General features: G+C 71.5%; 12 protein-coding genes. 1 reads left to right on the forward strand and 11 read right to left on the reverse strand.

Translation table 11 applies throughout. The features are described from left to right. Positions 1 to 84: 84 nt before the first annotated feature. From KIK06_RS13435 to KIK06_RS13455, 5 genes are all read right to left on the reverse strand, one after another. Positions 85 to 1,140, reverse strand: coding sequence for a BMP family lipoprotein (locus KIK06_RS13435; protein WP_017597982.1), 1,056 nt, complete (start codon positions 1,138 to 1,140; stop codon positions 85 to 87). 336 nt (positions 1,141 to 1,476) lie between these two features. Next, positions 1,477 to 2,208 carry an alpha/beta fold hydrolase gene (locus KIK06_RS13440; protein WP_268643377.1) on the reverse strand — a complete coding sequence of 244 codons (732 nt, stop codon included), beginning with the start codon at positions 2,206 to 2,208 and terminating at the stop codon, positions 1,477 to 1,479. A gap of 139 nt (positions 2,209 to 2,347) precedes the next feature. Next, positions 2,348 to 2,692 (reverse strand): biotin/lipoyl-containing protein, encoded by a 345-nt coding sequence (locus KIK06_RS13445; RefSeq protein ID WP_268643379.1) that lies wholly within the window; start codon positions 2,690 to 2,692, stop codon positions 2,348 to 2,350. Positions 2,693 to 2,698: 6 nt separating this feature from the next. Continuing rightward, positions 2,699 to 3,718: an alpha-ketoacid dehydrogenase subunit beta gene (locus tag KIK06_RS13450; RefSeq protein ID WP_017597979.1), complete on the reverse strand. Its 1,020-nt coding sequence runs from the start codon at positions 3,716 to 3,718 to the stop codon at positions 2,699 to 2,701. After that, positions 3,715 to 4,755: a thiamine pyrophosphate-dependent dehydrogenase E1 component subunit alpha gene (locus KIK06_RS13455; RefSeq protein ID WP_017597978.1), complete on the reverse strand. Its 1,041-nt coding sequence runs from the start codon at positions 4,753 to 4,755 to the stop codon at positions 3,715 to 3,717. Before KIK06_RS13455 ends, KIK06_RS13450 begins: the two co-directional genes overlap by 4 nt. Positions 4,756 to 5,564: 809 nt before the next feature. Here KIK06_RS13455 and KIK06_RS13460 point away from each other — a divergent pair. Continuing rightward, complete coding sequence (locus KIK06_RS13460) at positions 5,565 to 6,056, forward strand: Lrp/AsnC family transcriptional regulator (protein WP_017597977.1); 492 nt, start codon at positions 5,565 to 5,567, stop codon at positions 6,054 to 6,056. A 16-nt stretch (positions 6,057 to 6,072) separates the two neighbouring features. Here KIK06_RS13460 and KIK06_RS13465 read toward each other — a convergent pair whose 3' ends face one another. From KIK06_RS13465 to deoC, 6 genes are all read right to left on the reverse strand, one after another. Then, positions 6,073 to 7,740 (reverse strand): phospho-sugar mutase, encoded by a 1,668-nt coding sequence (locus tag KIK06_RS13465; protein ID WP_268643381.1) that lies wholly within the window; start codon positions 7,738 to 7,740, stop codon positions 6,073 to 6,075. 192 nt (positions 7,741 to 7,932) lie between these two features. After that, positions 7,933 to 8,730: a purine-nucleoside phosphorylase gene (locus tag KIK06_RS13470; RefSeq protein ID WP_268643383.1), complete on the reverse strand. Its 798-nt coding sequence runs from the start codon at positions 8,728 to 8,730 to the stop codon at positions 7,933 to 7,935. Next, the gene (locus KIK06_RS13475) at positions 8,727 to 9,371 is read right to left on the reverse strand and encodes a GNAT family N-acetyltransferase (RefSeq protein WP_017597974.1); all 645 of its coding nucleotides are present in this window, start codon (positions 9,369 to 9,371) and stop codon (positions 8,727 to 8,729) included. Before KIK06_RS13475 ends, KIK06_RS13470 begins: the two co-directional genes overlap by 4 nt. A 58-nt stretch (positions 9,372 to 9,429) precedes the next feature. After that, a complete protein-coding gene (locus KIK06_RS13480) occupies positions 9,430 to 10,341 on the reverse strand; it encodes an aldehyde dehydrogenase family protein (RefSeq protein WP_026127491.1) in 912 nt (303 codons plus the stop codon). Next, positions 10,334 to 11,764, reverse strand: a complete 1,431-nt coding sequence (locus KIK06_RS13485; RefSeq protein WP_017597972.1) for an aldehyde dehydrogenase family protein — start codon at positions 11,762 to 11,764, stop codon at positions 10,334 to 10,336. Before KIK06_RS13485 ends, KIK06_RS13480 begins: the two co-directional genes overlap by 8 nt. Before the next feature lie 4 nt (positions 11,765 to 11,768). Beyond that, entirely contained in the window at positions 11,769 to 12,710 is a 942-nt protein-coding gene (gene deoC / locus KIK06_RS13490) for a deoxyribose-phosphate aldolase (protein ID WP_017597971.1), read from the reverse strand. Positions 12,711 to 12,757: the final 47 nt, after the last annotated feature.

The raw sequence follows: 12,757 nt of genomic DNA on the forward strand, positions 1-12,757 counted from the left end.
CGGCAGCGGCACCGGGCGCGGGTCCTCCGCGCTCCGGTGCCGCCTCCGGTGCGGTGCCACGGGACCGGCCCGTGGCGCGGCGTGTTACGGGGCGGTCGGGACCTCGATCTCGCCGTCGATGATCTGCTGCTTGTACCCGTCGAGCTCCTCGACCAGCGGATCGATGAGCTCCTCGTTGGACTGGGTGTAGTCCACACCGCCCGAGGCCAGGTCGAAGCGCTGGATGCCGCCCTCGACGTCGCCCTCGACGGCGTCCTGGATCAGCTCGTACACGGCCACGTCCACCTGCTTGATGGCGGAGGTGAGCACGTACGGCTTCTGGTCGTCCTCGGCGTTCGCGTACTGGTCGCTGTCGACACCGATGAACAGGAAGTCGTTCTCCACGGCGGCCTGGAGGACACCGTTGCCGGAGGCCCCGGCGGCGTGGTAGACGACGTCCGCGCCGCGGTCGTACTGGGCCTGGGCGGTCTCGCGGCCCGCGGCGGGGTCGCTGAAGCCGCTGAAGTCCGGCGGCTGGCTGATGTAGTCGATCTCGATCTCGATGTCATCGCTGACGTGCTCGGCACCCGCGACGAACCCGGCCTCGAACTTCTGGATCAGCGGGGTCTCGACACCGCCGATGAAGCCGACGTGGTCGTCCTCCGTGGACAGCGCCGCGGCGGCGCCGGCCAGGAAGGAGGCCTGCTCCTCGGCGAAGACCAGGCTGGTCACGTTGTGGAGGCCCTCGATCTCGGAGTCCACGATCGCGAAGTGGACGTCGGGGTACTCCTCGGCGACGGCCTGGACGGACTCGGCGTAGGCGAACCCGACGGCGATGACGACGTCGAAGCCCTCGTTGGCCATGGTCGCCAGGCGCTCTTCCTTGGCGGACTCGGGCTCGCCGTCGGCGGGCTCGAAGTCACGTGTCTCCACTCCCAGAGACTCGGCGGCCTGGGTCAGACCTCGGTAGGCCGAGTCGTTGAACGAGCGGTCGCCACGTCCGCCGACGTCGTAGGCCAGGCCGACGCGGACGTCGGAGGTCTCCTCGCCGCCGTTGCCGCCGCCGTCACTGGCGTTGTCGGTCGCGTTGTCACACGCGGTGAGGGCCAGCACACCCGCCGCCGCGGCGGCGGCGAACTTGGCCGCGTTGCTGCGCTTCACTTCGGTAACTCTCCCCTTCGCCCTCTCAGCGGCCCGCATTCATCACGGATCCGACCTGAGTTCTGTTGCCGGACAATATCCGCTGGTGGAAAGTACACGTGACATGCGGACTGAGTTGTTATGAAGGCGAGAGCTGAGAGACACGACGCCTCACCCGACTCTTGCCGGGCAAGCCCCGTGTGACGGCGGCCAGATTCCCGTTCCTCCTTATCCGACCTGAGGTTCTCCGGCGCGGAGAGGGGTTTTCACACCCCGCCCCCGGTCGATTACCATGTGTCACACGCCCCCGCCGGAGCCACGACGCGACTCCGGCGGAGCCATCCGGTCTAGACCGGACTATCCAACCAGGAAGTCCACGACGGCCTGCTTGAAGACACGCGAGGACACCGCGTTGGCGTGGTCTCGCCCGGGGATCTCGACATGCGTCCCGCCGCAGCGGACCGCCAGGTCCTCGGCTCCCGTCGCGAGCGTATCCCGGGCGCCGGAGACGAGCAGGAGGGGCACGCCGACGGGCTTGGGGTCCTCGGTGAACGGGCGGGCGGCCTGGCCTCGCGCGCAGGCGGCCAGCGCGTCGGCGTCGTTGCCCGGGAGCCCGGCCACGGTCCGGAAGACCTGGTCGAAGGGGGTGTCGCCGGCGCCGGGTGCGGACAGGTCGGCGTCGGCGAAGGCGTTGACCGGTCCGAAACCGCCCAGGGCGGCGCGCCGCACCCGGTCGGGGGCGGTCAGGGCCAGGTCCCAGGCCAGACGGGAGCCCATGGAGTAACCGACCAGGTCGACCCGGTCCACCGCGAGCTCGTCGAGCAGGCCCAGCAGGTCGGCGGTGAAGCGTTCGGGCAGGTAGGAGGCCTCGTCGAGGGGCTTGTCACTGGCGCCGTGACCGCGCAGGTCCGGGCCCAGCACGCGCAGTCCGGCTCCGCCGAGCGCCTGCGGCCATCCCGCGGCGGACCAATTCATACCGAAGTCGGTGCCGAATCCGTGCAGAAGTAGGACCGGCACGGCACCCGCCGGTTCACCCGGAGGCAAATCCGCATAGCGCATTGTCACGTCACCGACCAGATTCGCGGTCATGATTCCCCAATCGATTGTGGACTTGGTGTTTCACCCAGGAAAAACCGAAGGCCCAATCAGATGTTCCTATAAACGCCACCGGAGATTTCCGGTATACGTTTGTGGTTACATCCGAACGGGCCTTCTGACGTGGTGGTCCTCAGTCCGTCGGCGGCTTCAGCCGCACGCGGCGCGCGGGCTTGGCCTCCTCCGTCGGGACCTTTCCGACGATGCCCGCCTGAGGGGCTTGGTCACTCACCGTGACGGCGAAGGTGACGAGGGGTGCCCCCACCGGGACGACCTCGTCCTCCTCCGCGTGCAGGGTGACCACCCTGCCCTCGGTCGGCGAGGGGATGACCACGGCGGACTTGGTGGTCTCGACCTCCACCAGCGGGGCGTTGCGCTCGACGCGGTCGCCGACGGCGACCTGCCACTCCAGGACGGTGGCCTCGACCAGTCCCTCGCCGAGGTCGGGAAGGGTGAAGGTGGTGTTGTCCTCTGCCATGGTCGTCTAGTACTCCAGGGTCCGTTGCACCGCGAGCAGGACGCGGTCGATGGTCGGCAGGTACTGCGGCTCCAGGGGACCCGCGGGATAGGGGACGTCGAATCCGGTGACGCGCTGGACGGGGGCGGACAGGTCGCGGAAGCAGCTCTCCGTGACCAGGGCGGCCACCTCCGCGCCCAGTCCGGCGGTGAGCGGGGCCTCGTGGACGACGACGGCGCGCTTGGTGCGGGCGACCGAGGCGGCCAGCCCGGCGGCGTCGATCGGCTTGAGCCAGCGCAGGTCCAGCACCTCCAGGTCCACGCCGTCCTCCGCCGCCAATTCGGCGACCTGGAGGCAGCGGTGCACCATGGCGCCCCAGGCGATGAGGGTGGCGTGGCGTCCGGGGCGGACGACACGGCTGGTGCCGATCGGAGTGGTGGGTTCCAGGAGCTGGACGGGTTTGCGGTCCCAGTAGCGGGCCTTGGGCTCCATGAACACGACCGGGTCGTCGGAGCGGACCGACTGGAGCAGCAGGGTGTAGGCGTCGCCCGCGTCGGAGGGGGCGGCCACCTTGAGTCCGGGCGTGTGCGCGAAGAGCGCCTCCAGGCTCTCGCCGTGGTGCTCGGGCGCCTGGATCCCGCCGAAGGAGGGCAGGCGCAGGGTGATCGGCATGGGCGCGGCCCCCCGGGTCCGGTAGTTCATCCGGGCGACCTGGTTGACGATCTGGTCGATGGCCGGGTACGCGAAGCCGTCGAACTGGAGCTCGGGCACCGGGCGCCAACCGTTCATGGCCAGGCCGACCGCCATGCCCATGATCGCGGACTCGGCCAGGGGGGTGTCGAAGACACGCTGGTCGCCGAACTCCTTCTGGAGCCCGTCGGTGACGCGGAAGACGCCTCCCAGGGCGCCGACGTCCTCACCGAAGACGAGGGTGTCGGGGTCCTCGGCGAGCAGGACCCGCAGGGCGCGGTTGATCGCCTGCTGCATGGACAGTTCGACGGTGGTGGCGGTCGCGGGGGCGTCGGCCCGTTCGATCAGCTCGGTCACAGCTCGACCTCTTCCTGCCAGACACGGCGCTGCCGGGTCAGCTCGTCGGTGGTCTCCCGGAAGACGTGCGTGAACAGCTCGGAGCCGTCCGGTTCGGGCGCGGCGGCCACGCCGTCGCGGATGGCCTCGGCGCGCGTCCTGGCCGCGGCGTCCACCTCGGCGAGCGACTCCTCGTCGGCGTGCCCGGCCTCGACCAGGGCCGCGCGCAGCAGGTCGAGGGGGTCCCGGCGGCGCCAGCGCTCGGTGTCGGCCTCGTCCCGGTAGCGGCCGGGGTCGTCGGAGGTGGAGTGCGGCTCGACACGGTAGGTCAGCGCCTCGATCAGGGTGGGGCCCTCGCCGCGGCGGGCGCGGGCCACCGCCGCGGCGGTGGCCTGGTACACGGCCCCGGCGTCGTTGCCGTCGACCAGGACACCGGGCATCCCGTAGCCCTCGGCTCGCGCGCGGACCGAGCCGCCGGCGACCTGGCGGTGGTTGGGGACCGACAGCGCCCACTGGTTGTTCTGGCAGAAGAAGACGACGGGGGCGGCCATGACCCCGGCGAAGTTCATCGCCTCGTGGACGTCGCCCTCCGAGCTGGCCCCGTCCCCGAAGTAGGCCAGGGCGACGCCGTCGTCGCCGCGCAGCCGTTCACCGACGGCCCAGCCGACCGCGTGCGGCACGGGTCCGCCGACCACGGCGTTGATCGCGCCGAAGCGGGAGGCCATGACGTCGTACAGGCCGCCGTGCCACAGGGCGCGGTGGGTGGCCATGTAGCCGACCATCTCCACTCCGTAGGCCAGGGCGGAGGCCATCTCGCGGTAGGTGGGGAAGACGAAGTCCCGCTCGGGGTCCATGGCCGCGGCGCTGGCGACCTGGGCGGCCTCCTGACCGCGCACGGACACGTAGGCGGGGAAGACGCCCTGGCGCTGGAGGGCGATGGCCTCGGCGTCCAGGTCGCGCGCGGTCCGCATGTGGCGGTAGAGCGCGCGGGTGAGGTCGGGCGGCAGGTGGTCCACGGCGATGGATCCCCGGCCCTCCGGCTCATCGTCGGAAGGCACTGGGCGCGCGGCCCCTCCCTCTCCGCGAAGCGGACTCTGGGGCGATGGCGGGCGACGGGTGGGCATGGTCGAGCGGCTCCCAACGTGGCCCCGCGCGTGGTGACGCGGTCGGGGCTCGGGTGTCACGGTCCTACCCGTGATTCTCCGGACATCTCGACAGAATAGCTAGATACATGGCCATAGTTGATACAAATGAGGACGTAGAGCAGCCAAATGTTCTTAGATGTCTAACATGGGCACGCAGTCTCGGCAGAAAACGGCACATCATGCGATACACCGCGAACCGGACCTCGCTCCACCCTGACTCCACACCGACCGGAACTCGGGACGACCGTGCCGCGCCCCCACCTCGAAGGCACGCCACGCGAGGACGGAATCACCGCGCGTAGTGCACCGAGCGTAGCCGTCGCTCCTGGCCACATGTGGACAACGTGCCGCCATGAGCGGGAATCAATGCGACAAACAGCAACAGAAAGGACCACAAGAGGAGAAGTTCTGTCACGTTTGCCGAAGCGCGGTGTAGTTACTCACGGGTCAGGGAAACCCCCGCCCCAGCGATGTCATCCACCTTGAGTACAGTCAGACTCCCCCGACCCGACACCACTCCCGTCGGGCCCGCGCGAGGTCTCCCGGAACGTTCCTCCGCGGTTATCCCCCTCCCGGGACGGCGGCGCCCACCCTCGGCCGCCCAATCTCGCGGACTGAGATCCCAATGGACGAGAACAACGTTTACCTGGTAGTTCGTTAGCCCCGGTCAAAGACGACGGAAGGGGCGGACACTGGCACAAGAGCACACGAGGAGCACGCACATGGCCATGGGCGACCAGCGCAGGAGCGGCCGGCGGCCGGACTCCACCGACCAGACCATCCTGAGCGCCCTCGCCAAGGACGCGCGGACCGGGATCACGGAGATCGCCGCACTGGCCAACGTCTCCAGGGCCACGGCCTACAACCGGATCAAGCGGCTCACCGACGAGGGCGTCATCCGCGGGTACTCCGTGGTGACCGACCACGCCAAGATGGGGCTCGGCGTCACCGCGCTCGTCCTCATCTCCGGAAGCCAGCCGGACTGGCGCGCCAACCGCGAGATCCTGTCCTCCTACCCCGAGATCGAGTACTGCTGGTACGTGGTGGGATCGGCGGACATCGTCCTCCTCGTCCGCGTCTCCGACACCAACCAGCTGCGCGACCTGATCCTCACCCGGCTCCAGTCCCTCCCCGGTGTGACCGACACCCAGACGCTCACCGTGATCGACGAGGTCGTCCACCGCCCCGTCGTGGAGCCCCCCGAGTTCGAGTGAACCGCCCGAGGCGGGCTCAGGCCCCGACCACCCCGGCGACCGAGGACACCAGGTCCGCGAGCAGCGCGGCACCCCGCGCACGAGCGGCCGCCACGTCCGCGTCCGCGTCCAGAACCACCTCGACGTAGGCCTTGAGTTTGGGCTCGGTGCCCGAGGGCCGCAGCGTCACCCGACCCCAGACACCACCCTCCAGCCGGAAACGCAGGGCGTCGGTCGGGGGAAGCCCCTCGTGGCCCCCGGAGAAGTCGTCGACCCCGGCCACCTTCAGGGGACCGAACTCCGTGGGCGGCTCGGCACGCAACCGCCGCATCGCCGCCGAGATCACTGACAGGTCCTTCACTCGCACCGAGAGCTGGTCGCTCAGGTGCAGGCCGTACCGGCGCGCCTGGTCGTCCAACAGATCCACCAGCGTGCGCCCCTCGCGCCGGGCCTCGGCCGCGAGCGCCGCCATCACCAGCGCCGCGCCGATACCGTCCTTGTCGGCCACGGGGCGGCCCCCGTCACCGCCGACGCAGTACCCCAGCGCCTCCTCGTAGGCGAAGACCGGCCGCCGACCGGGACCGCCGGCCCGGGCCAGCCACTTGAACCCGGTGAGGGTCTCCTCGTAGTGCACCCCCCGGTCGCGGGCGATCTTGCCCAGCAGACTGGAGGACACGATCGAGGTCGCCACCGCCCGGTCGGCCCCGGAGGTGTGGTCGAGCACGTACTCGGCCAACAGACCGCCGACCTCGTTGCCCGTGAGCAGCCCGTGGCCGGGCACCGCGACGGCGAGCCGGTCGGCGTCGGGGTCGTTGGCCAGCACCAGGTCGGCCTTCCCGGCCCGCCCGGCCTCGATCGCCAGGTCCATCGCCCCCGGTTCCTCGGGGTTGGGGAACTCCACGGTCGGGAAGTCGGGATCGGGGGCGAACTGGACGTCGACCACGGACGGGCGGGCGAACCCCGCCCGCTCCATGGCGGCCAGCAGCACCTCGCCGCCCACGCCGTGCATCGGCGTGTAGGCGATGGCCAGGTCCCGGTCGGCGCCCAGCGGCAGGGCGGTGACCGCCGCCAGATAGCGCTCGACCGCCTCCTCCCCCAGGACCGTCCAGTCCCGGCCCAGCGGCAGGTCACCGAGCGGTCCGACGGCGTCGATGGCCGCGGAGATCTCCGCGTCGACCGGGGCGACGATCTGGGCGCCCGCGTTCGGGCCGTCCCCACCGACGTAGACCTTGTACCCGTTGTCCCGCGGCGGGTTGTGGCTGGCGGTGACCATGATCCCGGCGTCGGCGCCCAGATCGCGCACGCCGAACGCCAGGACGGGGGTGGGCAGGGGGCGCGGCAGCACCGACACCCGGTGCCCGGCCCCGGTGAGCACCGCCGCGCTCGCCTCGGCGAAGTCCGCCGAACCGTGGCGGGCGTCGTACCCGACGACCACGTGGCTCCCGGCGGCCAGCCAGGCGCCGATCCCGGCGGCCGCACGCATGACCACGGCCCGGTTCATGCGGCCCGGGCCCGCGCCCAGCTCTCCCCTCAGTCCGGCGGTACCGAACTCCAGGCGGGCGGAGAAGCGGTCCTCGAGGTCGGCCAGGGCCGCGGCGTCACCGGACTCGACGCGGTCCAGCAGGGCGCCCAACTCCTCACGGGTGGCGGGGTCGGGGTCCTCGGCGAGCCACTGTCGGGCGCGGGCGACGGTGTCGGCGGTCATCGGAGTCCTTCGTTCTGGGTCGTGTTCGTGGAACGGTCACCCCAGGGGGTGTTGCTCGGGCGCCGCAGGGGTTCTCCAGGATCGAGGCTGCGCCGGAGGCGTCGGGCGCGGGCGCCCGCCCCGCCGCGGAGCGGTCCCGGGCGGTGGCGGGCGACGGGCGGGCCGAAGCGGCAGGCCCCGCACGAACACCGGCTAGAGCTTGGCCACGATGTCGGCGAGCAGGCGGCCGACCGTCCCGGCGGCGTCGCGCCCGGTGGCCAGCACGTCCTCGTGGTCCAGATTTGCGCCTTCCAGCCCGGCCGCCACGTTGGTGACCAGGGACATCCCCAGGACCTGGGCGCCGGCCGCGCGGGCGGCGATGGCCTCCAGCACGGTGGACATGCCGACGAGGTCGGCGCCCATGGCCCGCAGCATGCGGATCTCGGCGGGCGTCTCGAAGTGCGGACCGGGCATCGCCGCGTAGACACCCTCGGGCAGCTCGGGGGCGACCTCGCGGGCCAGGGCCCGCAGTTTGGGGCTGTAGGTCTCACTGAGGTCGACGAACTCGGCGCCGGTCAAAGGTGAGCGCGCCGTCATGTTCATGTGGTCGCAGATGAGCACGGGCGAGCCGACGGAGTAGTCGGGGTTGATGCCGCCCGCGGCGTTGGTGAGCACGATGGTCGTGGCCCCGGCGGCGACGGCGGTGCGTACGTTGTGCACGACGGCGTCGGTGCCGTGCCCCTCGTACAGGTGGGTGCGGCCCAGGAAGGCGAGCAGGTTCCGTTCCCCGTCGCGCACGCTGCGCAGCGTGCCGCTGTGGCCGTCGACGGCGGGCGGTAGGAAGCCCGGCAGCTCGGCCGTGGCCACCTCGTGGGTGGACTCGCCCAGAAGGTCGGCGGCGGGCGCCCAGCCCGAACCCATGACCAGGGCGACGTCGTAGCTGTCCACTCCGGTACGCGAGCGCAGCTCGGTCGCGGCTTCCTCGGCGATGGCCTGGGGTGTGCGGGTCACTGCTGGTTCTCCGTTCGTTCGGGCCGAGGCTTCGGCAAAGGACGGTGGCACGCTCCCGTGCGCACGGGCCGGGACAGGACGAGCTGCGGTCCGCTGAGGTCGTCGAGGTGGGTGCGCCCCGTGGGGGCGAACCCGGCCGACCGGTAGGTGCGCCGACCCACCTCGTTGGCCTCGTTGACGCACAGCACGATCTCCGTGGCGCGGGGAGCTACCCCAGCCACGAGCAGGTCGAGCAGGGGCGCGGAGCAGGCTGTCCTGCCCACACCGAGACCCTGCCACGCGGGGATGACGTAGAAGGCGCGTAGGAGCACCGCGTGCTCCGGCGTGTCGACCAGGTCGCGCAGGTGGCCGACCCGGTCGACGATCCCGAAACCGGCGCAGGCCTCGCGCGCCGTCTCGGGATCGGCGGCGTCGGCGCCGGTGCGCACGACGGCGAACGGGACGCGCGCGGGGTCGGCGTCGGCGCTCGGCAGGGTCTGTACCGGAAGTCCGGTGTACCGGGACTGTCCGGGTGCCAGGCGGTGGCGGAGCACCGTCTCCCGCAGCACGGCGACCTCCGCTGCGGTCCGGTCGAGCCGGACCAGGCGCAGGCCGCGCACGCGTGCCGTGCCCGGGCGCTCGGTCGGTGTGTGGGTCGCCACGATCGCTCCTCGTTGGCCGCGTCGGACCGGGACCCGGACGGGCCCCGGTCCGCCAGTGTTACACCCCGATCGGGTGCCAGACCGTCTTGGTCTCCAGGAACGGCGTCATCCGGGCGGTGCCCGGGTCGGGATCGAGCCAGGCGTCCTCTCCCCCGTCGGCACCGGGCCCGGGCCGCAGGACCCGGGTGAGGGTGGTGGCCGCGGCCTCCTCGAACTCGGCCGCCAGGTCCCCGGCACCGGTCAGGTCCAGGGCGTTGACGTCGGCGTGCGAGGCCAGGTGCGGACCGATCTCCGGCACCCGTCCGGTGAGCAGGTTGACCACGCCGCCCGGCACGTCCGAGGTGGCCAGCACCTCGGCCAGGTCGACCGCGGCCAGGGGCGCGCTCTCGGAGACGACCACGACGGCGGTGTTGCCGGTGGCGATGACCGGCGCCAGCACGGAGGTCAGTCCGAGCAGCGGGGCGCCCTGCGGCGCGAACACGGCCACGACGCCCGTCGGCTCGGGGGCGGAGTGGTTGTAGTAGGGGCCGGAGACGGGGTTGGCGCCGCCCAGCACCTGGGCGACCTTGTCCGTCCAGCCCGCGTAGTAGACCCAGCGGTCGATCGCCGCCGAGACGGCCTCGTCGGCGGCGGCGCGCGACAGCCCCTGGGCACGCTCGGCACCGGCGGCGAACTGGTCGCGGCGCCCTTCCAGGACCTCGGCGACCCGGTACAGGATCTGTCCCCGGTTGTAGGCGGTGCGCGACGACCAGCCCCCGAAGGCCTTGCGCGCGGCCGCGACGGCGTCGCGCGCGTCCTTGCGGGAGGCCAGTGCGGCGTTGGCGAGGTGGTCGCCGTCGGTGGAGGTCACGGGGTAGCACCTGCCCGATTCCGAACGCGGGAACGCCCCGCCCAGGTAGAGCTTGTACGTCTTGCGGACCGCCAGGCGCGGGGGCTTCGGCGCCTCAGCGGTCCTGCGCTGCTTAGCCAAGGTAGGCCTCCAAACCGTGCCGTCCGCCCTCGCGGCCGTATCCCGACTCCTTGTAGCCGCCGAAGGGACTGGTCGGGTCGAACTTGTTGAACGTGTTGGACCAGATGACGCCCGCGCGCAGGCGCTCGGCCGTCCACAGCATGCGGGAGCCCTTCTCCGTCCACACGCCCGCGGAGAGTCCGTACGGGGAGTTGTTGGCCTTGGCCACCGCCTCCTCCGGGGTACGGAAGGTGAGTACGGACAGCACCGGCCCGAAGATCTCCTCGCGGGCGACACGGTGTGCCTGGCTGACGCCGGTGAGGACGGTGGGGGCGAACCAGTAGCCGGCCGACGGCAGCTCGCAGGACGGCGACCAGCGCTGCACGCCCTCCTCCTCGACGGTGTCGGTCAGCTCCCGGATCCGCTCCAGCTGGGCGGCGGAGTTGATCGCGCCGATGTCGGTGTTCTTGTCCAGCGGGTCGCCGAGTCGGAGCTTGCCGATCCGCTCCTTGAGCTTGGGCAGCAGCTCGTCGGCGATCGACTCCTGGACCAGCAGGCGCGACCCCGCGCAGCACACGTGGCCCTGGTTGAAGAAGATGCCGGAGACGATCCCCTCGACCGCCTGGTCGACGGCGGCGTCGTCGTAGACGATGTTGGCGCCCTTGCCGCCCAGCTCCAGGGTCACGCGCTTGCCGGTGCCCGCGACCGAGCGGGCGATCTGGCGGCCGACCTCGGTGGAGCCGGTGAAGGCGACCTTGTCGGTGCCGGGGTGTTCCACGAGGGTCCGCCCGGTCTCGCCCGCGCCGGTGACGATGTTGACCACGCCCGGGGGCAGATCGGCCTCCTGGCAGATCTCGGCGAAGACCAGCGCGCTCAGCGGCGTGGTCTCGGCGGGCTTGAGCACGACCGTGTTGCCGGTGGCCAGGGCCGGGGCGATCTTCCACGCGAGCATGAGCAGCGGGAAGTTCCACGGGATGATCTGGGCGGCCACGCCGAGGGGGCGCGGGTCGCGGCCGAGCCCCGCGTGGGCGAGCTTGTCGGCCCAGCCCGCGTAGTAGAAGAAGTGCGCGGCGACCAGGGGGAGGTCGACGTCGCGGGTCTCCTTGATGGGTTTGCCGTTGTCCATCGACTCCAGGACGGCGAGCTCACGGGAGCGTTCCTGGATGATCCGGGCGATCCGGAAGAGGTACTTGCCGCGCTCGGCGCCGGACATCCGGCTCCACACGGTGTCGTGGGCGCGGCGGGCGGCGGCCACCGCCCGGTCGACGTCGGCCTCCCCCGCGACCGCGAAGCGGGCGAGCTCGGTCTCGTCGGCGGGGTTGACCGTCGGCAGGGTCCCAGCGCCCTCGGCGGGGGTGAACTCACCGTCGATGAACAGGTCATAGGTGTCGCGCAGGCGGACGACGGAGCGGGACTCCGGCGCGGGCGCGTAGTCGAAGATCACGGCTCTAGTCCAGCGTGTAGTAGTCGGGGCCCGGGTAGGTGCCGGTGCTGAGCCTGGTGCGCTGCATGAGCAGGTCGTTGAGCAGGCTGGAGGCACCGATGCGGAACAGGTCGGGGGACAGCCAGTCGGGACCGGCGACCTCGTTGACCATGACCAGTTGGCGGATGGCGTCCTTGGAGGTGCGGATGCCGCCCGCGGGTTTGACGCCCACGTGCCTGCCGGTGGCGGCGTGGTGGTCGCGCACGGCCTCCAGCATGACCAGGACGACGGGCGGGGTGGCCGCCGGGGACACCTTGCCCGTCGACGTCTTGATGAAGTCGGCGCCGGCGTGGATGGCCAGGTGGGAGGCGCGGCGGACGTTGTCGTACGTGACCAGTTCGCCGGTCTCCAGGATGACCTTCAGGTGCGCGGTCGCGCAGGCCTCCTTGACCGCGACGATCTCGTCGTACACCTTCTTGTAGTCGCCGGACAGGAAGGCGCCGCGGTCGATGACCATGTCGATCTCACTCGCGCCGTCGGCCACCGCGCAGCGGGTGTCGGCGAGTTTGACCTCCAGGGGCGCGCGCCCGGCCGGGAAGGCCGTGGCGACCGACGCGACGCCGATGCCGGTGCCCCGCAGGGCCTCGACGGCGGTGGCGACGCGGTCGGGGTAGACGCACACGGCGCCCACCTTGGGAACGGTCCGGTCGGCCGGATCGGGGAGGGCGGCCTTGGCGCACAGGGCGCGGACCTTGCCGGGCGTGTCGGCGCCCTCCAGAGTGGTGAGGTCCACCATCCGGATGGCCAGGTCGATGGCCTGCCGTTTGGCGGTGGTCTTGATGGACCGTGTGGCCAGGTCCTGGGCACGGGTCCGCGCTCCGACCTCGTCAACGCCGGGGAGTCCGTGGAGGAAGACCCGGAGCGCGCGGTTGGTCGTGGCCTCGAATGCGGTGTGGGGCACGGGCACCTACAGCTCGATGGAACGGTGTGTTCCGCTGTGGCCAGCGGAAACGG

It is taken from the genome of Nocardiopsis sp. EMB25 (assembly GCF_026797795.1).
GTDB classification, from domain to species: Bacteria; Actinomycetota; Actinomycetes; order Streptosporangiales; family Streptosporangiaceae; genus Nocardiopsis; species Nocardiopsis lucentensis.

What these genes read in the sequence shown, in the direction of transcription:
- KIK06_RS13440 (WP_268643377.1), bottom strand. Translation starts at nt 2,208, where the DNA reads ATGACCGCGAATCTGGTCGGTGACGTGACAATGCGCTATGCGGATTTG.
- KIK06_RS13445 (WP_268643379.1), bottom strand. Translation starts at nt 2,692, where the DNA reads ATGGCAGAGGACAACACCACCTTCACCCTTCCCGACCTCGGCGAGGGA.
- KIK06_RS13460 (WP_017597977.1), top strand. Translation starts at nt 5,565, where the DNA reads ATGGCCATGGGCGACCAGCGCAGGAGCGGCCGGCGGCCGGACTCCACC.
- KIK06_RS13465 (WP_268643381.1), bottom strand. Translation starts at nt 7,740, where the DNA reads ATGACCGCCGACACCGTCGCCCGCGCCCGACAGTGGCTCGCCGAGGAC.